The sequence below is a fragment of the Exiguobacterium sp. s140 genome (genome assembly GCF_018617035.1).
Lineage (GTDB): Bacteria > Bacillota > Bacilli > Exiguobacteriales > Exiguobacteriaceae > Exiguobacterium > Exiguobacterium profundum.
Window position 1 is genome coordinate 1,421,749 of sequence record NZ_JACSJK010000001.1, and the last position, 19,996, is coordinate 1,441,744.

25 protein-coding genes are annotated in these 19,996 nt (G+C 49.3%); 8 read left to right on the forward strand and 17 right to left on the reverse strand.

Features of this window, described 5'->3' with window-relative positions; all coding sequences use genetic code 11:
* Positions 1 to 20 precede the first annotated feature (20 nt).
* Together KNO61_RS07360 and KNO61_RS07365 are read right to left on the reverse strand one after the other, a co-directional pair.
* On the reverse strand, positions 21 to 800 hold the full coding sequence (locus KNO61_RS07360; RefSeq protein ID WP_214689306.1) for a sulfite exporter TauE/SafE family protein: 780 nt from the start codon (positions 798 to 800) through the stop codon (positions 21 to 23).
* A 33-nt stretch (positions 801 to 833) separates the two neighbouring features.
* On the reverse strand, positions 834 to 1,208 hold the full coding sequence (locus KNO61_RS07365; protein ID WP_240499791.1) for a rhodanese-like domain-containing protein: 375 nt from the start codon (positions 1,206 to 1,208) through the stop codon (positions 834 to 836).
* Positions 1,209 to 1,323: 115 nt separating this feature from the next.
* Between KNO61_RS07365 and KNO61_RS07370 the strand changes: the two genes are divergently transcribed.
* From KNO61_RS07370 to KNO61_RS17490, 3 genes are all read left to right on the forward strand, one after another.
* Complete coding sequence (locus tag KNO61_RS07370; RefSeq protein ID WP_015881009.1) at positions 1,324 to 1,620, forward strand: rhodanese-like domain-containing protein; 297 nt, start codon at positions 1,324 to 1,326, stop codon at positions 1,618 to 1,620.
* A gap of 28 nt (positions 1,621 to 1,648) precedes the next feature.
* Entirely contained in the window at positions 1,649 to 3,049 is a 1,401-nt protein-coding gene (locus KNO61_RS07375; protein ID WP_214872866.1) for an MBL fold metallo-hydrolase, read from the forward strand.
* A gap of 66 nt (positions 3,050 to 3,115) precedes the next feature.
* A complete protein-coding gene (locus KNO61_RS17490; RefSeq protein ID WP_214757281.1) occupies positions 3,116 to 4,237 on the forward strand; it encodes a TlpA family protein disulfide reductase in 1,122 nt (373 codons plus the stop codon).
* A gap of 41 nt (positions 4,238 to 4,278) precedes the next feature.
* Here the strand turns inward: KNO61_RS17490 and nfsA are convergent, their stop codons facing one another.
* Positions 4,279 to 5,028, reverse strand: a complete 750-nt coding sequence (gene nfsA / locus KNO61_RS07385; protein ID WP_078146470.1) for an oxygen-insensitive NADPH nitroreductase — start codon at positions 5,026 to 5,028, stop codon at positions 4,279 to 4,281.
* Positions 5,029 to 5,198: 170 nt separating this feature from the next.
* Between nfsA and KNO61_RS07390 the strand changes: the two genes are divergently transcribed.
* Both KNO61_RS07390 and tnpB read left to right on the forward strand, forming a co-directional pair.
* On the forward strand, positions 5,199 to 6,092 hold the full coding sequence (locus tag KNO61_RS07390) for a DNA/RNA non-specific endonuclease (RefSeq protein WP_214872867.1): 894 nt from the start codon (positions 5,199 to 5,201) through the stop codon (positions 6,090 to 6,092).
* Positions 6,093 to 6,506: 414 nt separating this feature from the next.
* Positions 6,507 to 7,595 (forward strand): IS200/IS605 family element RNA-guided endonuclease TnpB, encoded by a 1,089-nt coding sequence (tnpB, locus tag KNO61_RS07395; RefSeq protein WP_078146467.1) that lies wholly within the window; start codon positions 6,507 to 6,509, stop codon positions 7,593 to 7,595.
* A 286-nt stretch (positions 7,596 to 7,881) separates the two neighbouring features.
* Here the strand turns inward: tnpB and KNO61_RS07400 are convergent, their stop codons facing one another.
* Positions 7,882 to 9,351 (reverse strand): catalase, encoded by a 1,470-nt coding sequence (locus tag KNO61_RS07400; RefSeq protein ID WP_078146466.1) that lies wholly within the window; start codon positions 9,349 to 9,351, stop codon positions 7,882 to 7,884.
* Positions 9,352 to 9,434: 83 nt separating this feature from the next.
* Complete coding sequence (locus KNO61_RS07405; RefSeq protein WP_214758417.1) at positions 9,435 to 10,031, reverse strand: DUF2238 domain-containing protein; 597 nt, start codon at positions 10,029 to 10,031, stop codon at positions 9,435 to 9,437.
* A 152-nt stretch (positions 10,032 to 10,183) separates the two neighbouring features.
* Here KNO61_RS07405 and KNO61_RS07410 point away from each other — a divergent pair, with 152 nt between their 5' ends.
* A complete protein-coding gene (locus KNO61_RS07410) occupies positions 10,184 to 10,597 on the forward strand; it encodes a VOC family protein (protein ID WP_214685879.1) in 414 nt (137 codons plus the stop codon).
* A gap of 103 nt (positions 10,598 to 10,700) precedes the next feature.
* Entirely contained in the window at positions 10,701 to 11,249 is a 549-nt protein-coding gene (locus tag KNO61_RS07415) for a GrpB family protein (protein ID WP_074032686.1), read from the forward strand.
* A 42-nt stretch (positions 11,250 to 11,291) separates the two neighbouring features.
* Here the strand turns inward: KNO61_RS07415 and KNO61_RS07420 are convergent, their stop codons facing one another.
* The 11 genes from KNO61_RS07420 to KNO61_RS07470 all read right to left on the reverse strand — a co-directional run bounded on the left by KNO61_RS07420 (position 11,292) and on the right by KNO61_RS07470 (position 18,038).
* Positions 11,292 to 12,017, reverse strand: a complete 726-nt coding sequence (locus KNO61_RS07420; RefSeq protein ID WP_078146462.1) for a class I SAM-dependent DNA methyltransferase — start codon at positions 12,015 to 12,017, stop codon at positions 11,292 to 11,294.
* Positions 12,017 to 12,364: a ribosome silencing factor gene (gene rsfS, locus KNO61_RS07425; protein ID WP_015881000.1), complete on the reverse strand. Its 348-nt coding sequence runs from the start codon at positions 12,362 to 12,364 to the stop codon at positions 12,017 to 12,019. Before rsfS ends, KNO61_RS07420 begins: the two co-directional genes overlap by 1 nt.
* A gap of 10 nt (positions 12,365 to 12,374) precedes the next feature.
* Positions 12,375 to 12,932 carry a bis(5'-nucleosyl)-tetraphosphatase (symmetrical) YqeK gene (gene yqeK, locus KNO61_RS07430; protein ID WP_214685875.1) on the reverse strand — a complete coding sequence of 186 codons (558 nt, stop codon included), beginning with the start codon at positions 12,930 to 12,932 and terminating at the stop codon, positions 12,375 to 12,377.
* Entirely contained in the window at positions 12,922 to 13,491 is a 570-nt protein-coding gene (locus KNO61_RS07435; protein ID WP_078146460.1) for a nicotinate-nucleotide adenylyltransferase, read from the reverse strand. The genes yqeK and KNO61_RS07435 overlap by 11 nt, the downstream gene beginning before the upstream one ends.
* Positions 13,488 to 13,784 (reverse strand): ribosome assembly RNA-binding protein YhbY, encoded by a 297-nt coding sequence (gene yhbY / locus KNO61_RS07440; RefSeq protein WP_015880997.1) that lies wholly within the window; start codon positions 13,782 to 13,784, stop codon positions 13,488 to 13,490. Before yhbY ends, KNO61_RS07435 begins: the two co-directional genes overlap by 4 nt.
* A gap of 6 nt (positions 13,785 to 13,790) precedes the next feature.
* Entirely contained in the window at positions 13,791 to 14,576 is a 786-nt protein-coding gene (gene aroE / locus KNO61_RS07445) for a shikimate dehydrogenase (RefSeq protein ID WP_078146459.1), read from the reverse strand.
* A complete protein-coding gene (gene yqeH, locus KNO61_RS07450; RefSeq protein WP_015880995.1) occupies positions 14,573 to 15,685 on the reverse strand; it encodes a ribosome biogenesis GTPase YqeH in 1,113 nt (370 codons plus the stop codon). The genes aroE and yqeH overlap by 4 nt, the downstream gene beginning before the upstream one ends.
* Before the next feature lie 133 nt (positions 15,686 to 15,818).
* Positions 15,819 to 16,445, reverse strand: a complete 627-nt coding sequence (locus KNO61_RS07455; RefSeq protein WP_015880994.1) for a YqeG family HAD IIIA-type phosphatase — start codon at positions 16,443 to 16,445, stop codon at positions 15,819 to 15,821.
* A 125-nt stretch (positions 16,446 to 16,570) separates the two neighbouring features.
* Positions 16,571 to 17,350, reverse strand: coding sequence for a phosphatidylserine decarboxylase (locus KNO61_RS07460; RefSeq protein WP_078146458.1), 780 nt, complete (start codon positions 17,348 to 17,350; stop codon positions 16,571 to 16,573).
* Positions 17,347 to 17,769: a thioredoxin family protein gene (locus KNO61_RS07465; protein ID WP_031421245.1), complete on the reverse strand. Its 423-nt coding sequence runs from the start codon at positions 17,767 to 17,769 to the stop codon at positions 17,347 to 17,349. The genes KNO61_RS07460 and KNO61_RS07465 overlap by 4 nt, the downstream gene beginning before the upstream one ends.
* A 74-nt stretch (positions 17,770 to 17,843) precedes the next feature.
* A complete protein-coding gene (locus tag KNO61_RS07470; protein ID WP_074032676.1) occupies positions 17,844 to 18,038 on the reverse strand; it encodes a YjzD family protein in 195 nt (64 codons plus the stop codon).
* Positions 18,039 to 18,200: 162 nt separating this feature from the next.
* Between KNO61_RS07470 and KNO61_RS07475 the strand changes: the two genes are divergently transcribed.
* Complete coding sequence (locus tag KNO61_RS07475; RefSeq protein WP_078146457.1) at positions 18,201 to 19,013, forward strand: Cof-type HAD-IIB family hydrolase; 813 nt, start codon at positions 18,201 to 18,203, stop codon at positions 19,011 to 19,013.
* Between the two features lie 49 nt (positions 19,014 to 19,062).
* On the opposite strand, the gene KNO61_RS07480 is transcribed toward KNO61_RS07475, so the two are convergent.
* Positions 19,063 to 19,911, reverse strand: a complete 849-nt coding sequence (locus KNO61_RS07480; RefSeq protein WP_031421243.1) for a YitT family protein — start codon at positions 19,909 to 19,911, stop codon at positions 19,063 to 19,065.
* Positions 19,912 to 19,996 lie beyond the last annotated feature (85 nt).

Sequence of the window (19,996 nt, forward strand, 5' to 3'; positions counted from 1 at the left end):
ATATAGGCATCGTGATTTTTTTATGCAATCAAGTCACTCCAGATTTTGATGGTACTCGCCAAGATGAGTAGCGCTAAAATCCATTGGAGTGCTTTTGTATTCATATTCTTCCCGACATTCGCCCCGATTGGAGCGGCAATCAGGCTCGCGATAATCATAATGACGGCCGGACCCCAGACAATTTGATCGGTGATGATCTTACCGAACGTCGAGCCAATCGACGAGATGAAGGTGATGGCGAGAGAACTCGCAATCGCCATCTTCGTCGGGATGCGTAAGACGACAAGCATGATCGGCATGAGAATGAAGGCTCCCGCTGCCCCGACGATTCCTGCGGCGATTCCTACAATGGAGGCAGAGCTTGCTGCGATCACTTTGTTGAACCGGACTTGGTCGAGTGGCATATCGTCCACTTGTGGCTTCGGCAAGAACATCATGATTGTGGCAATCGTTGCGAGTACGGCATAGACGACATTGATCATCACTTCCGAAAGAATCGTCGATCCGTATCCACCGATGAAGCTACCAATTAATACCGACACCCCCATGTAAAGAATCAACTGCTTGTTTAAGTATCCACCTTTACGATAAGCATAAATCCCGCCGATTGTCGCAAAGAACACTTGAATCGCACTGATTCCGGATACTTCATGCGCGCTGAAAGCCGCGAACCCTAGAATCGGTGGAATGTATAGCAACATCGGATACTTGATGATCGATCCACCAATCCCGACCATCCCAGAAATGAACGACCCGATAAATCCAATTAGAAAGATTGTAATGATAAACCCGAACTCCATATAGACTCCTCCATTTGCTCTCGTCTTCTCTACTTATTCAATCGATTCCCAGGCCATCATCCCGCCTGATACGTCATAGATTTCCGTATAGCCGGCATCCTGTAATTGACTAGCAGCCTGGGCACTTCGGTTACCGCTCCGACAGATCACATAGATTGGTTCGTCTTTCGGATAAGGCAGTTGATTTGCATCTAATGAAGAAAGTGATGCGTTCACCGCCCCTTCGATATGCCCCCCCTCGTATTCAGACGATTCTCGTACGTCAAGGAGTGTTATTTCTTCGTTTTCCAATTTGTTTTGTAGAGTTTTAACGTCAATTCTCGTAATTTCATCCTTTTCTGATGTGATTACAAAGATAAAAATCGCCATTAAAGCCAAAACTCCGACAAATAAGGAGATTCTCTTCATGTTTTACCCTCCAATTCTTTTCACTTGCGCTCATTATACCTTAGGGGGTATATTAAAGCCAACGAAACATTCTCGTTGCCAAAAACCTTAACCATGAAAAGGAGATCACAGACTCATGAAGACGATTACGACTACTGAATTAGAAGCGTTACTTCAAGCAGACGACTCACTCAACCTCATCGATGTGCGAGAGGTAGACGAATATGCTGGAGGTCACATCAAACAAGCGAAGAACGTACCACTTTCTGAATTCGGGGCAAAAGTCGATGAGCTCGATCGCTCTAAACCGATTCACGTCATTTGCGCAGCCGGCGGACGCAGCATGAACGCATCTGCCTATCTCGATTCACTCGGATTCGATGTCACGAACGTCGACGGTGGGATGATGAGCTGGCAAGGCGAAGTCGAATAAACGATTACATCCATAGGGGGAAATTGATATGCTATTACGTTATTTTTATGATGAAAAATTAGCACAAGCTTCATATATGGTCGGTTGCCAAATGACGGGAGAAGCCATCGTCATCGACCCGGCCCGTAACATCGAACCTTATCTTCAAGAAGCGAAAAAAGAAGGTATGAACATCGTCGCAACGGCAGAGACGCATATCCATGCGGACTTTGTATCGGGATCACTCGAACTCGCGAAGCGCACAGGTTCGAAAGCCTACCTATCAGACGAAGGTGATGCTTCTTGGAAGTATGCATTCGCGAAAGAAATTGACGCACAGCTCGTCAAAGAAGGCGACACGTTCAAAATCGGAAACGTGACACTTGAAGTCATGCACACACCGGGTCACACACCGGAACATATCTCGTTCCTCCTTTATGACCGGAACCAGACACAACCGATGGGGATCTTCACAGGAGACTTCGTCTTCGTCGGGGATATCGGTCGCCCTGACCTTCTCGAAGAAGCGGCCGGTGTGAAAGGAACGACGGCAATCGGTGCGGAACAAATGTTTGATTCACTCAAAAAGTTCATGGCACTTCCTGACTTCGTTCAAGTCTGGCCAGGACACGGCGCAGGTAGTGCATGTGGGAAAGCGCTCGGCGCGATCCCAACATCGACGGTCGGTTACGAGAAAGCGACGAACTGGGCGCTTCAAATGACGGACAAAGATGCCTTCATCAAAGAATTGACGACGGATCAACCCGAACCACCGAACTACTTTGCCATGATGAAAAAAGTGAACAAAGAAGGTATCCAAGTGACGACGGACATCGCTCGTCCTGAAGTCGTCGGGTCGGACCGTCTCGATACACTCGTCGAAGAGACACAGGTCGTCGACACGCGTAAAGGAGAAGACTTTGCGAACGGACACGTACCAGGGACAATCAACATCCCGTACAACAACAAGTTCGTCTCTTGGGCAGGCTGGCTCGTCAACTTCGACAAAGACATCACGGTTATCGCAAGTGCAGAAAACGTCGATCAAGTGCAGACAGACCTTCAATCAATCGGTCTCGACCGTCTTCGCTTCATCGTCCCAGTCGAAGAACTCGATGCATCACTTTTGACGGAAACGTATGCGGACGTGACGGCAGAAGAAGCGATTGAAGCTGCTGAAAAAGGTGACGTGTTCGTCCTCGACGTTCGAAACGCGACAGAGTGGAATGCGAGCCATTACGAAAAGGCAGAGCGCATCTTGCTCGGTAAGCTCGCACGTGACCACGAAGGTCTTCCGACAGACCAAACGATTGCGGTCCATTGTGCGTCAGGCGTCCGCTCACGCATGGCGGCAAGTGTCCTTCAATCGCTCGGCTACAAAGATATCCACAATATCCTCGGTGGCTACGGCGCGATGAAGACTGTCTTGAACGCTCAACAAATCAAGTAATGCTATACTGACTATGAATATGGCGCCCGCTTCGAGAGGGGCGCCTTTTGTTTAGGAGGGAAAGACGTGGTCGCCATCGGTCCACTCAACATTCGTTTCGATTTACTCATCTTTTTACTAAGCCTTGCCGTCCTTTACGGCATCTTCCGCTTTCTCGGGTTGTCGAGTAAACAGCGTGAAGCCGTCATCGGGACATGGTTCTATGGTTTTCTTGCCTGGAAAGGAAGTGCCATCGTCATCGGTCTGTTGACGACACGTGACCTATCGCTCGCTCTTTACGCCACAGGAGGCGTATGGTCTCAATGGATTGCAGCTGCTGTCGTCCTTTGGTTCGTCTATCGACTCGACCGGAACCTTTTAGGGTATTGGGTGCTGAGCGGACTCCTCATTTGGTTCGGAATGACACTCGCGGTTCCAGTATACGGGACGATTTTGAACCTTTCCGACCAGCCGATTCATCTATGGAGCGCCATGCTCATTTTTCTGCTACTCGGAACGACGTGGCGCTGGATGCATGAACCGACTCGTGGAAACATTCTTTGGACAGTATGCGGTGCATCCGGCATCTGGCTATTTAAGTCATATGCGGTCGGACAGATTCAATGGTGGATAATTGTCATCGCCCTCGTTCTCTTCGGATTGACGGTCTATCTCGCCCGCCCTTCAAAGAAAGTGATTCAAATTAGTGTCGGAGTCCTGGTCGTTCTCGCGGTCGTGAATGCTGTCCTGCCAGAGAAAGCGACACAATCTGTCACGACAGAGACGGCGTCAACCGGTTTGAACATCGGGCAAATTCCCCCTTCGTTCGAATTACAGCGAACTGATGGGAGTACATTCGACTTAACTTCACTAAGTGGTCAGCGCGTCGTCGTCAACTTTTGGGCGTCCTGGTGCCCGCCTTGTCGGGCGGAGATGCCGGATATGGCGGCGTTCGCGAAAGAGCGAGATGACGTGACCATCGTCGCCGTCAACACGACGACGAGTGAACGCGACCCCGCCGATGCCGTCTCGTTCGTCGAACCGTATGAAGACGCATTTACCGTCGTCTATGACCGTGACGGCCAAGTTGGAGATGCGTATCGGATTCAGGCGATGCCGACGACGTATGTGCTCGATGAATCGGGTGTGATCATCGCGAAGCAATTTGGTGCCATCGACAAGAATTGGCTCGACGCCCAATTGAATTGAACATGACAAAACCGCCGACAAAGAGTTGTCGGCGGTTTATCTTATTGCTTCAAATAGCCTTGTGCTTTCAAAAAGTCTTTGACGTCAAGCCGTGTCGATTTCGACAACATGCGCCCCATTTGACCAGTCCACGTATCTTTACGCGGGTTCGAGCCACGGACCATATAGTAATCGTGGATCAACGCATCGTAATCGGAAAGGGACTGCTTCATCCGTTCTGGATTCGCTTCATACATATTTTCATGGTAGACATGTTGGAACGGTAAGCGTGGTTTTTGATCCTCGACTGAGGCCGGTACACCGACGGCCATCCCGAAGAGCGGAATGACCCGTTCCGGCAATACGAGCACTTCTTTCACCGCAAAGAGGTCGTTCCGAATGCCACCGATATAACAAATTCCGAGCCCCATCGACTCTGCCGCCACTGCTGCATTTTGAGAGGCAAGTGCAGCGTCGATCACCGCGACAAGCAACTTTTCATCAGTCTCAAGTGTTGAGGACACTTCTGTTTCTTGCAGTTCACCAATCACTTCATGGCGGTGCAAATCCGCACAAAAAACGAAGAAGTGACCGTTCTCGACGACATAGGACTGGTTGCCCGCAATCTCGGCAAGTCGTTTCTTCTTCGCTTCATCGGTCACCCCGATGATGGAGTAGGCTTGGATAAAGCTAGACGTCGATGCCCGTTGTGCGCTCTCGACGATGGTCTGGATTTGTTTGTCTGTCAATTTCTCGTCCGTAAAATCGCGGACGGAACGGTGGTTCAATAAAGTCTCAATCACTTCGTTCATACGTTCTTCCCCCTTTTTTTCAATCTTGGCATAAGCTCTCTGAATCCACAAATGAGAGGAATCCATCGAGCACATTTTGAGGGAGGACGCTCACATCTCGTCTTCTTATGCTATCATTATAAGCTACATAGTAAATACGACAGTGTAACTTCGAATAAGGAGCGAGATAGATGAAAAGAATACCATTTTACATTCCATTTCTGCTTGGGGTGCTGCTCCTCTCCGGTTGTACGGATGCCGATGTGAGCGTCCCGACATCGACGTCAACTGAGCAAACAGTTGAAGAGGAACCTGTACAAGAGGAACATACCACCGAGATCCCTGAATCTGAAGGCGATCTTTTTGAAGGCTATACGAAGATCGAGGTCGATGGCGGCGATCAGTCCGGCACACGTGAAGCGAATGTCGTCGTCGATATCGGCTTCGGCGATCGTGAGTATTGGGCGTTCACGAACGAACATGGTCAACTGGTTCGTGTGATTGCCGACGAAATCACGCTTCAAGACGATGAAACCGAAGACGTTAATTCTTCAGGACGCTATTATGCAGACGAGGCAAAAGTTCCGGGTGTCGAAGACCCGAACCTCGACGAAGGCCATATCATCGCCGATTCACTTGGCGGTGTCTCGAACGCCTATAACATCACGCCACAAAACAGCGCACTCAACCGTTACGGCGACCAGGCATTCATGGAAGATGTCATCCGGAAGGCTGGCGGGGCGAAAGACTTCGAAGCCATCATCACCTATCCGAACACGACGACTCAGATTCCTTCCCGCTACCAATACACGTATACCGTACGGGGCAATACGGTCACCGATACGTATGATAACGTGGATCCGGAGGAAGTGAACGAATCGCTCGGATTGACGGATGATTCCCCTCCTGCAGTGACGACGGAGCCGGTCGAGGAACGTGAATTATCCGATATCGACCTTGACGGAAATGGACAAGTGACGATCAAAGAAGCCAAAAATGCCGGATTCGAGATGCCGATTACGCGTGACCATTGGTTGTACCAGTATATGGACGACCGAGACGGTGACGGGATGGTTGGGGAATAACTATTAGGAGAGATGATATGCATAAAATTGGATTTATAGGTGTTTTCTTTACTTTGTTCTCGCTTTTTTTGATAGAGGTTATATCGTATAGCAACGGGATAACAGAAGCGCCAAATCCTTTACTAGAACGTACACTTGTTTATATTGTTCTAATGGGACTTCTATCTGGTGTCTTGATTCTCATTGACTCTATTATTTATTTTAACAAAAGTAGGCGATAATTCTCCCTCCTCTAAGCGTCTCGGGGCGTAGCCCAGCGTAGGTGGGAGATGAATCGTCCGGTCCAAACATCTTTTCCCCTTGTGACAGATAGGACGAACAAAAGTTCGTGATTCCGTCAGATTTTCCATCCCCCTTCGCGGGTATCGGATGAGGAAGATACATCACGATCTGCTGGAGGGAGGAGGGACGGACATGCTGAAAGGCTACAAATACAGGCTCCACCCGACGCCGGCACAGGCCGAGTTCCTCATCAAGACGATTGGCTGCGCCCGGTTCATCTACAACAAGCTGCTCGAGGACCGCATCGCCATCCGCGAGGAGGCGAAGGCGGGGGACGGGACGAGACGGAAACCGGCGACACCCGCATCCTACAAGCCCCTGTTCCCGTTCCTCGCCGAGGCGGACAGCCTCGCGCTCGCGAACGCGAAGCTGAACCTCGACACCGCGTTCGCGAAGTTCTTCGCCGGGACGGGCGGCTTCCCGGCCTTCAAATCGAGACGGCGGTCGCGCGCTTCCTACATGACGAACAACCAACATGGCACGATCCGCATCGAGGCGGGCAAGGTTCGGTTGCCGAAGGCCGGGTTCGTGCGGTTCACCCAACATCGTCCGTTCGAGGGCGTCATCCGGTCGGCGACGGTGTCGATGACCAAGACAGGCAAGTTCTTTGTCTCCCTGCTCGTCGAACAGGACGATGAACCATGGATCCCAGCCGAGAACAAGGTCGGGATCGATCTCGGTCTAAAACACTTCGCCGTCATGACGAACGATGCGATGGTCTCGGAGAAGATCGACAACCCTCGCTTTCTCCGACAATCCGAAGCGAAGGTCAAGAAGGCACAGCGGGCGCTGTCGCGAAAGAAGATTGGGAGCAAGAATCGTGAAAAAGCCAAATTACTTTTAGCTAAAAAACACGAAAAGATTGCCAACCAACGCAAAGATTTCCTTCACAAACTGTCGAAACGAATCGTTGACGAGAACCAAGTCATCGTCGTGGAGACATTGACATCGAAGGACATGATGAAGAACCACAAGGTCGCGAAGTCCATCGGGGATGTCAGTTGGCACGAGTTCGTCCGGCAACTCGAATACAAATGCAAGTTCTACGGACGGACGCTCATCAAGGCCGACCAATGGTTCGCATCGACGCAAATCTGTTCCACTTGCGGAGTAAAGGGCGAGAAGAAAGCGATGGATGTCCGTGAATGGACGTGTGCCTGTGGCGCGCATCATGACCGTGACATCAACGCGAGCATCAACCTGTTGATGTTGGCCGACTGACAACCATTCAGGGCAGGGACTGCCCGACGAGCTTGGTCCATAACCGTGGCTGGTAAGAGCACGGTCTTCCCAAGAAGCTCCCACTTCAATTTGCGAAGCAAATAAGTGGTGAGTAGTTCACAAGACGCTAAATACAAATAAGTGTAGCTCATGGCTAGTCATTTGGCTGAATGTGTTTATGGTAACTGCATTCTACAGATGATTGTCGCCATGGGCTTTTTTGTGTTCACTTTGATATTTCCTTTCATCATACAAAAAACCGCGGTGTAAGACCGCGGTTACGTGTTTAGTTCGACATTTGATTCAAAAATGGTGCGAGATCGATGTTCAACTCTTTCGAGAGACGCTCTCCGAGTTCACGGTCCGCACGATAGAAGTTGCAGATCAAGAGGAGAACGGTCTTCTCGTGACGAACTTTTTTGATATGCGCCACGAGGTTACGAACGAGCGCATCCTTCTCTTCCTGAGAATAGCGACGATACACCTCTCCGGCTTGTCCGAAGTCGTTCGTCTTCTCAATCTTCTGACGACCCGTCACGCCTGTGATCGGTTGCGGCGTCTCGATATAGTCCGCATTTGGCTTCGGCGCGTCTTCGTAACGGTTCGGCTCGTAGTTGACCGGACTCGTCTGTTGCTTGAACGGCATCGCCCCGTCACGCTGGTTGTTCGCGACTTGAGCGAATGGGCAGTTGATTGGGAGTTGGAGATAGTTCGGTCCGATGCGGTAACGCTGCGTATCCGAATACGAGAAGAGTCGTCCTTGGAGCATCTTGTCTTCTGACGGCTGGATCCCTGGTACGAGGACGCCTGGGTTGAAACCGACAGACTCAGTCTCGGCGAAGAAGTTGTCGACATTTTTGTTGAGGGTCATCGTTCCGACCAATTGATACGGGATGACATCTTCGAACCAATCTTTCGTCGCATCGAGCGGGTCGAAGTCAAAGTTGTCCATATCCGCTGGGTCGAGAATCTGTACATATAGATCCCATTCCGGATAGTCTCCATTTTCAATGGCGTTGAACAGATCACGTGTCGCATGGTTGAAGTCTTCTGCTTGGATTTTCGCCGCTTCTTCCATCGACAAGTTTTGAATTCCTTGCTTCGGTACCCAGCGCATCTTTATGTACACCGTGTTGCCGAATTCATTCACCCACTTGAAGGAATGGACGGATGACCCGCGCATGTGGCGATACGATGCCGGAATGCCTTCGTCACTAAAGAGATGCACGAGCATGTTCGTTGATTCAGGTGTGAGCGACATGAAGTCGAAGAAGCGGTCCGGGTCTTGAAGGTTCGTTTGTGGGTCCGGCTTGAGCGAGTGAATCACGTCCGGGAATTTAATCGCGTCACGGATGAAGAAGACCGGTAAGTTGTTTCCGACGAAATCATAGTTCCCTTCTTCTGTGTAAAACTTGACGGCGAAACCGCGTGGGTCACGAAGCGTCTCAGGTGAACCTAATCCGTGGATGACGGTCGAGAAGCGCGCAAACACAGGCGTCTCTTGCCCTTCTTCTTGCAAGAATGCGGCTTTCGTATAGCGTTTCATACTATTTTTTACAGTGAAGACACCATGCGCCCCTGCGCCTCTCGCGTGAACGACACGTTCTGGTACTCGTTCACGATCGAAATGCGCTAATTTCTCAATTAGTTGGTAGTCTTCGAGAAGCGTCGGGCCCCGACGACCCGCAGTGATGGAGTTGGCGTTATCCCCGATTGGTACGCCTTGGTTAGTAGTTAGTTGACGGTGTTGATCCATATGATTGCCTCCCATTATTTATAATCATTACAATCTTGATATTAATTAAAGATTAGAATGATTACAAATAAAAAGCTCGTGAATCACGAACTTTTTTTCATATGTCTCTTTTGTTTGGCTTTTTCACGTTGATGGAGCGTCACGACGAAAAATGCTGCCAAGATACCGCCTAGGGACCCCGCGATGATGTCGACCATCGTATCGTCATTCCCGTTCCCTTGCATCGTCGTGTTCAGGACGACGTCAGATGTGAATTCATACATTTCCCAAAGTGCCGCCCCAGCCATGGAAAAGACGACAATGTATACGAACAAAAATCGTTTCGGGATCTCGGTCCAAATGTCATCATCGAGCCTACTGAAGAAGTCGAATCCAAGGAATGCGAGAAAAATTCCGCTTAAGAGATGAAGGAACGTGTCCCACCAACCATTCCCGTATAGTCCGACAATCGAGCCTAAATACTGGGAGGCAAACAAGAACAGGATATACGCCACCTTCATCTTGCCGTCAAGTTCTGTTTTAAACGTCTTTTCAATGAAGAACGGGATGAGCCCGGAAATGATTCCGGCCCCCGCCACACTCGCATCGAACCATAATTCTTCAATGATAGATGTGACGAGTATGATTGCCATGAACAAGACGAATCCAAATTCGAGGATACGTCCTTTCGTGAGCTTCATAATGCTTCGCCTTCTTTCTAGTTTGTTCTCTATATGCTCTATTCCCAACTCTCAATCATGTTCAACCACACAATTGAATTTAGTTGGACTCTCTTGCCATTCACGAACATACGTTCTATAATTAATATTATGAATTCGAGGAGGAACTTGCTATGCCGATCAATCCGTATCTCAACTTTAATGGGAATTGTCGAGACGCCGTGAACTTCTATGCCGATGTGTTCAATCACGCCGCTCCAGACATCATGACGTTCGGTGACCAACCTGGTCCAGACGGTCAACCGGTGCCGAGTGAAATGGCTAATCTCGTGCTGCATACCCGACTATCGATTCACGGCTCATCGCTCATGTTTTCTGATGCGATGCCTGACGGACCGGTCACATTCGGGGACAATGTCACGCTCGCTGTCGTCACAGACGACCTCGAGGCCATCCATCGTGAGTTCGAGGCGCTCTCTGTGAACGGACGTGTCTTGATGCCGCTTCAAGAGACGTTTTGGAGCAAGGCGTACGGCATGCTCGAAGACCAGTTCGGCGTCCAGTGGCAGTTCAGCCACGAAGCATGATCATCCAAAAGATCTTATTCACATTCTCTTATGATGAGGTCTTTTATTCTTTTCAAGATTAGCTTCCCCACAGAGAATACTTTCAAGGAGATGAACTAAACTAATGAAAGAAGAGAATCCTGAACAATTAAATATTCCTATTTGGGCATATGAAGCAATCGAAATAGAAGATGCCAATGTGCAATGGAAAGCTCAAGGTCTACGTGAAACAAGAGAGTTGTCCGACTTACTTTCAAAGTTTGATATTAAAGGAGCAGAACATATAGGTAGTACAGCGGTTCCCGGTCTACCTGCAAAACCAATTATAGATGTGATGATTCGTATCGAATCGTTTGACATGATGAATGCGATTGTTGATACTTTAACCGCATACGGTTGGCACTATGTACCACCAGAATTGGATGGAAAGCCCTGGCGCAGATTTTTTGTGAAAGTGAAAAATGATAAACGAGTTGCTCATTTGCATCTCATGAAAGGCACAGAAAAACGGTGGGAAGAACAGATTGAATTTCGAGACAAGTTACGGGAATCTCCTTTACTCGCGAAGGAGTACGGGCTTCTAAAAAAGCAATTAGCAACTGAATTTCGTGAGGACAGAGAAAAATATACTGAAGCTAAAGCTGAATTTATAAATCGGGCATTAAACTCCTGATATAGATGAAGACCCCATCGCTAATCTACGATGAGGTCTTCCTTATTTTTGGGCTACGAAGAAGATGCGCTCCGCATCCGCTCCTGGTGCACGTTCGGTGAAATCTGATGTGACCGATTTGACGTGGAATCCGGCACCAATCAACCATTGCATATACTGCCCTGGTTCATATGTCCGTTGTTCATGCGTCTCCTCGATCCGTTCATACGTCCCATCTTCAAGCGCGACGAAGAATGTTAAGTCATGAACGACCGACAGCGGAGCTTCTCCCGGGTCGGCAAACCAAATATATGAGCAATCTTCTCCGTTTGACGCATACGTCTTTTGGTTGAAGAGCGTCTGCATCTTGTTCGGAGCATGGACATCAAAGATGAACAAGCCGCCTGGTTTGAGTTGATTGTAGACAGATTCAAACGTATCAATCACGTCCGCCTCGTCTCGCAAATAGCAAAGGGAGTCGCAGAGAATCGTCACCGCATCGACCGGTTCCGGTAACTCCAACTCACGCATATCTTGTTCCCAAAGCGGCAACTCGATTTCGACCTCGAGCGCCTTTTCTTGTGCGACTTCGAGCATTGACTCGGATAAGTCGATCCCCATGACATCGTAATGTTCAGCGAGGCGAATCGTCGCCGACCCGGTCCCGCACCCGACATCCGCGAGTGTCGCGCCATCTTGGACGTGACGACGCACGAAAGCGACCCACTCATCATACGGCGCGTCTTTCATCAACTCGTCGTATACATAGGCGAATCCTTCGTAAGCCATTAGCCGACTTCCACTTCGACGTGTGGCGCGTCAGCCCACAATTTCTCTAGGTTGTAGTAATCACGGTCATCACGATGGAAGATGTGGACGACGACGTTCTCGAGGTCAGCGAGGACCCAACGTGCCGTGTCCATTCCTTCGAACTTGTGGAGTGGTAAGCCGTTTTCGCCAGCAACGTCTTTGATTTCACGTGCGATCGCTTCGACTTGCTTCTCCGAGTTCCCGTGACAGATAACGAAGTAATCCGCGATTGGCGAAATCCCTTCCATGTCGAGTACAACGATTTCCTCGGCACGTTTATCGTCAGCCGCTTTAACAATCAATTCTAATTCTTCTCTTGCAGTCATATTGACCCTCCTAAGGTATATTCACAAAATCGTTATACGTTTCAATCGTCAGTGGAAAAATACGCACCGACTTCTTCAATAAAAATTCAATCGTTTGTTTCAGTGTCGCGACAACCGCCCCTTCGAGCGAATGCGCTGCCTCTATTCGCAGGCGATCAACCCCTGGATAATTGCGATTCGGTTCGATGGCATCAGCCACGAATAGAATTTGGTCGAGCCGAGACATCCCGGGCTCTCCCGTCGTATGATTTCGAATCGCCGAGAGCACCGCGTCATCCAGGTCGTATTGACGGGAAAGTAGAATCGCACCGACCGGCGCATGAAGTAGTTCGTCCCCGTACTCAAGTAGATTCGGGTCTAACCCTTCTTCCACGACGACTCGACGCATTTCTTCGACGTCAAAGTACTTCGCATAATCATGAAGCATCGCAGCAATACGAGCATGTTCGACCTCTTCACCGAATTGAACCGCCATGCGTTCCGCCGTCTCGACGACACCGAGCGTATGGATATAGCGTTTTTCTGGCAGCGTCTGTTTAATCAACTCGTGCGCTTCTTCAAACGTCATACAACTTATGCTCCTTCACATACTCCTCGACTGGCGTCGGGACAAGATATTTGATGGATTTGCCTCGTTTCGCCCGTTCCCGGATGTCCGTCGATGAGATTTCGAGTTGCGGCATGTCAATCGCGCGGACGTCTGCCTTCTCCGGAATCAAATAACGTGTCCCCGGCCGTGCGACCGCACCGAACGTGACAAGACGGATGAGCGTCTCATAGTCATACCAGGATTCGAGCGAAACGAGTGAATCGGCACCAATCAAAAAGTAGAATTCATCATTCGGATACTGTTCGATCAGCCGTTTCATCGTCTCGACCGTATAAGACGGCTCACTCCGTTCAAACTCAATCAAGTTCAACTTGAAGTCGGACTGATTTTGTATGGCGCGTCGCGTCATCTCGATTCGGTGGTCTGCCGAGCTGAACCCGACCTTATGAGGTGGAATCGCAGCCGGCAGGAACCACACCTCATCAAGTTCAAGCTGTTCACGCGCTTGTTCCGCGATTAACAGATGTCCGAGATGCGGCGGGTCGAACGTTCCGCCCATCAAGCCGATCCGGCTCATGGGAGTTTGATTTGGCGATTTTCTTTCTCGGTCGCCTCTTTGTACAAGACGATGACTTTTCCAATCACTTGAACGACTTCAGCCTGTGTGCCTTCAGCTAACTCGCCAGCGACATCTTTCGGCGTGTCCATGCAGTTTTGAAGTACTTGGACCTTAATCAATTCACGTTTTTCGAGTGCGTCCGCGATATCTTTACACATCGCTTCGCTGACTCCATTTTTCCCAACTTGATAGATCGGTGAAAGATGGTGCGCTTCTGCGCGTAAAAAGCGTTTTTGTTTACCTGATAACATAGTATATTATTCCTCCAATAATCCTTCGATTAACTTTTTCCCAACGGTTTCGTCCGGTTTCACGCCCGTCCATTTCTCGAACGAGAGCGCGCCCTGCCCGACGAACATGGCTACACCTGTCACAACTTTGGCTCCGCGACGTTTCGCTTCTTGAAGCATCGGGGTGACAAGTGGACGATATATGATATCACAAATGACCGTGTTTTGTCGTAATCCTTCTAATGAAAGTGGTGTCGATCTCTCGTCCATCCCGACAGAAGTGGTCTGAATGATGACATCATATCGAGAGACGTCCATCTCATCGAACGTCGTGTAGACGACTCCGAACGTGTCGGCGAGCGCTTTTGCCCGTTCCATTGTTCGATTGACAATCGTCACGTCACGCGTCGGGAGAGCTTGGACAATCCCACGAGCCGCTCCTCCGGCACCGACAATCAGGACACGCCCTGTAAAGTCTGTGTATGGCATCAGCGCTTGGACAAGACCTGCCCCGTCCGTATTCGTCCCGATAAGTCGCCCGTCTCGTTTATACACCGTATTGACGGCTCCAGCATGTTTCGCCGCTTCGTCAAGGTCATCGAGATACCGAACGACCACCTCTTTATAGGGAATCGTGACATTGAATCCATCCCAGTCCCCTTCTCGCATTGCCGCAAATAAGGCTGGGAGTTGATCTGGTGTGGCATCGATGGCCTCATAACGCCCGAAAAGCCCAGACGCCCTCAACCACTGCTCGTGCAGTTGGGGAGAGAGCGAATGAGCAATCGGGTGACCGATGACGGCCAGATTCATACGAGCGCCTCGCGAAGTGTGACTGCGACGCCTTTTGGAGCCCATGCTGCGATACGACCACCTTTTCCGTGAATCGCGACCCAACCGAGACCACTGAACACGATATCCGTTTTCACGCCGTCTCGTAAGCTGAACTCATGACGGACGAGTGGCGGTAAGATTTCGAGTGTCTTCTCATTCGGCGGGTTGAGCATCTTCCCAATATGTTGGTCATAGAGCTCATCGGCACGTTCGAGTTTCGTACGGTGTGCTTTCAATTCATTCGACATATAAATGACGAACGATCGCTTATTTCCTTCAAGATAATCTAAACGTGCCAATCCGCCGAAATAGAGCGTCTGTTGCGGATTCAACTGGAACACGTGCGGCTTGATTTCTTTCTTCGGTGTGATCGTCTTCAAATCTTTCGCATCGACATAGTGTGCCATTTGATGACGGTTGATGATTCCTGGTGTGTCGTACAAGTTCGCATCATCGTCGAGCGGAATGTCGATCAAGTCAAGCGTCGTTCCCGGGAAATGACTGACGGTGATGATGGCTTCATCCTCTTCACCGAAACGTTTGATCACCTGGTTGATGAGTGTCGACTTCCCGACATTCGTACAACCGACGACAAAGACGTCTTTGCCTTTGCGGTAGTACTCAATCTTTTCAGCGAGTTCATCGATGCCATGTCCTTTTTTCGCACTGATCAAATGAACGTCGATTGGGTTCAAGCCGAGTTCTTTTGCCTCTGCCTTCATCCAGTTCGCCATCCGGTTCGGGTTGACCGACTTCGGTAACAAGTCGACCTTGTTTCCGACTAACAATACCGGATTCGACCCGACTGAGCGTTGAAGACCCGGAAGCCAACTGCCATTGAAGTCGAAAATGTCGACGATTTTTATGACGAGTGCTTCTTTTGAACTGATACCATTCAAGATGCGCAAGAAGTCATCATCTGATAACTCCACATCTTGAACTTGGTTATAGTGCTTCAATTTGAAGCAACGTTGGCAAATGACAATCTCACGGTCAAGTGCCGATTTCGGTGCATAGCCGACCCCGTTCGGGTCTTCCGTTTGGATGGCTACGCCGCACCCAGCGCAATATCGTTTTGTTTCTTCCATAGTTATACTTACTGCCGTTCAGGTTTCCCCTTCTTCATTCACCGTAGCACCTCGCTGCTACTCCTGAAGCGTTAATTCCGACGCCTTGCTCGCCGTACATGGGCAGCCTCCTTCTTCCTGTGCGTTCGAGGTCTTATTCATCTTTTTTATGTGAATCTTCGGAACGTGGATGCATGGCCTCACCGATTTTTTCAGCGACCGCGACTTTTGCCCGTTGTGCGTCAACGGCAAGTTCTTCCACTTTTTTCGTGATCAATACATACTTCCCACGACGCTTCATATGGGCGAAGACCACTTTTTCGAGCATCCGGTTAAATTTCGTGACGAGTCCGTCCGTTTTGACGACCGGTTGCACATGAATGACATGAATGCCCGCCATGTTTGCCCCGAGAACGTCTGTGAACAGCTGGTCCCCTAAGAAGATGGCTTCCTTCGGCGAGTACCCATATTTCGAGAGTGCCGCTTTAAATCCAGATGGTAATGGTTTTCTAGCACGAGCGACATAATGAAGGCCGAGCGGCTCCGTAAATGTTCGTACACGATTCTCGTTATTATTTGATACGACAATCACATCGAAACCGTATGATTTCACTTTTTCAAGCCACATCAATAAAAGCTCTGGCGCATGTGGGACGTCCCACGCCACGAGTGTATTATCAAGGTCCGTCAAAATGACGCGCACCCCACGGTCTTTCAATTCTTGTAGGTCGATGTCAAACACAGACGCGACGAACTGTTTCGGATAAAGTCGATTAAACACGTAAAATTCCTCCAATTAGCTAAACGATTCAACTACTTATACAAGTATTGATATCCCTTCTATGGTAAACGAAAACCGACCAAACGACTAGTCTATCGTTCGGTCGGAAGAAAATTGACACAAAATTAGTTGGATTTGATTGTCCCGATGACTTCACCGAGTCGAACCGGACCGATCTTTTCACGGTCCATTTGAATCGTATCCTTCTCAAAACAAAGAACGACGGTCGAACCGAACGAGAAGTATCCCACCTCTTCTCCTTTGCCCGCCTGGTTTCCTTCGAGCGTCCACTCAATCGTGTTGACGTTCAAGGCACCGACCATGATATGTTCGTACGTTCCGGCTGGGCTGTCAAAGCGCGTCACGCGACGGTAGTTGCGTGAGAGCGGTCGAACCGTCTCCGTCAGTCCGATTTCATTCACCGGTGCCGAACGGTCCCCGAGCTCATAGTGACTGAGCACACGACCAGAGAGCGGTGTGTGGACGCGGTGATAATCGCGCGGACTGAGGTAGAGAACGACGACTGTCCCACCTGCATAACGTCTTGCTTCTTGTTGAGAACCGAGTAACTCCGCAAGCGTATACGACTGACCTTTCACCTCGAAACGACTGTCTTCTGAAATCGATTCGATGACCGATAGCTTTCCATCACACGGTGATACGAGAGTATCAGACGACTCATCAATCGTACGTGCTCCAGGCTTCAAGTGACGGGTAAAGAACGCATGCAATGATGGATAGGCAGCAAGCGGTTGCTCTGCCTCTTCTACCGCAATGTCATATACTTTTGCAAACGATGGAATCAAGTGACGACTCACATCTGATTCTGCGAAACGCTTGAGGCGTGTGGCGATCCAAGGCGAGGCGTTCAGCTCAAATAACGTTTGGTAGAAACGACGCTTCATTCCTCTTTGGCCTCCTCATTTTTAAAGAACGTCTCATATTGTTGTTCAGAGACCGCTCCTTCAATGCGACCGACCTCTTTTCCATCTTCAAATCGGATGATAGTCGGCGTACCTTCAATCCCATACGTCGTCCATACGTTATGGTCAGCCAAGTTGATGGAGACCGCATCATATTCTTCGATGAGGGGTTCGACATAAGGCTTCACTTGCTCACAGTATTCGCAGCCCGTTTGCCAGAAGTAAGCGACGACTTCACCATCTTGGTCTAATTGTTGTTGCAATTCATCTGCTGTGACGGCGTTGACACCATCGTCAGTATTGTTTCCATTTAAAAAGTACAACAAACCGATTCCGATAACGATAATCGCACCGATGATGGCGAACGTGATAAAGTTCGCGCGTTTTTCAGGGTTTTTCATATGCATGATCCTCCTCTATGTTGGATAAAGAAAAAAGACTGACTCATGCACGAGTCAGTTTGATTGTAGACGGCTTACTTCTCTTGTGCAACGTCGCTGATTCCCATGTCTTGATTCAAGACATCGAGAAGTGCAACGAAGATTGTGATGGCCACGCCAAATCCTGTCGCGAGCATCGCGTTGAACTCTACGCCATCAACGGCAGAAATGATAAATACCGCTGTATTCGAGAGCACAATCGCCCAGATCAATGTCACTAAATAACGCATTGAACGTCCCCTCCATCTCACAGATGATTCGTAAAAATTCATACGACATTAGTATAGCATTGTTCGAATAGAATATGCGACTTCGATTGTATATTCTTTCCGTCGAATCGAAAAATGTGATACGGTCGTAGAAACATCATTGTGAAGAAAAGAGGATGACTGATGTCACGTTATTTAATCGCAGTCGATTTAGATGGAACGTTATTAAGAGATGATAAAACCATCAGCGAACGAAACCTCCGCGCTCTTCAAGCAGCGCGTGAAGCTGGTCATGAAGTCATGATCGCCACAGGACGTCCAAAGCGCCATTCAATCATGTACTATGAGCAAATGGGATTGACGACACCACTCGTCAACTTCAACGGTGCGCTCGTACATCACCCGAAAGATGCGAATTATGCGGTGACACACCGACCGATTCCGCTCAAGACCGCCCATAACATCATTGAAGAAGTAGCGGATACGAAGGCACACAATATCGTTGTCGAAGTGACGGACCACGTGTACTTCCAAAAGGACCCGCAAGAGTTCTATAGTCCATATGCAGAACGTGCGCTCAGCGTCACATCAGGTAACTTGTTGACGCATTTGCAGGACGAGCCGACGTCCTTATTGATTCATGCGACAAAAGATCACGTCGCGCACGTCCGCTCCCAACTCGATGACATTCATGCGGAGGCGGTATTGAACCGTCAGTGGCGTATGCCCGAACATATGATTGAAGTCATGAGCAAAAACACATCGAAGGCACTTGGGCTTCAAGAGGTCTCGAAGCACTTGAACATTGACCGGAAGCACATTATCGCCTTCGGTGACGAAGAGAACGACCTCGAGATGCTCGACTATGTCGGTACCGGTGTCGCGATGGGGAACGCCATCGACCAATTGAAGAATGTAGCCAACGAAGTGACGGCTTCAAATATGGATGACGGGATTGCCCTCTTCTTAGAAGAGCGACTTGGCATTAAGGCATAACGAAAGCACCGACTTAGAAAAGTCGGTGCTTTTTGTGATTCATTCATGTTTAGCGACGGAACGTCCCTTCGACGTCCTCTGTCGGCAAGATATTGATCCAAACCGATGGGTCTGCATCTTTACAGATTCGCGTAATCTCACGCACTTCGTGTCGTTGCGCAACCATCATGAGCGTCGCCTTCTCGACTTTCGAGTACGTCCCGATTGCCGGCATGAGCGTGATCCCGCGGAACACGTGTTGATGTAGTTCCTTTGTCACCTCGTCCGGGTGATTCGTCACGATGAAGAGCGTTTGACGCTGTGTATTCGTGTAAATCTCATCGATGACTTTTGACGTCACATACAAGAAGACGATCGTATAAAGCGCTGTCGGCCATCCGAACAAGGCACCTGCTGCGAGGGCGATCATCATGTTCATCAAGAAGAGATAGACCCCGACCGAGTTGTTCGTGAATTTCGCGAGAATCAATGCGACGATGTCAAAGCCACCTGTCGAGGCTCCGTACCGGATCGTGATGCCCGAACCGATTGCCAAAAGCACACCGCCGAATACGGCGTTCAAGAGCGGATCGTCCGAGAGAAGCTGCGATTGCGGAAGCAAACGAATGAACAACGTGACCGAGGCGACACTGACCAGCGTATGGATCATCATGTTCCGCCCGAGCATAAAATAACTGACGACGAGCAGTGGTGCGTTCAGAATAAAGAACCAGAGTCCTTCCCCTAGTTCAAGCGGTGTACCCTCTAACAATTTCGTCAAGATTTGGGCAAGACCCGTAAATCCTGTCGAATAGACGCCAGCTGGAATTAAAAATAATGTCATGGATAAGGCAACGAACAATCCTCCGATGATCGAGACAACCCCGATTCGTGTATGTTCTTTAACGGCTTCCGTCAAGCTTCAACTCCCCTTTCTCAAAATAGCTAAGAATCAAGATAACATAGATTATTCATGCTGCATACAGCAAATATGCAGGAAATCC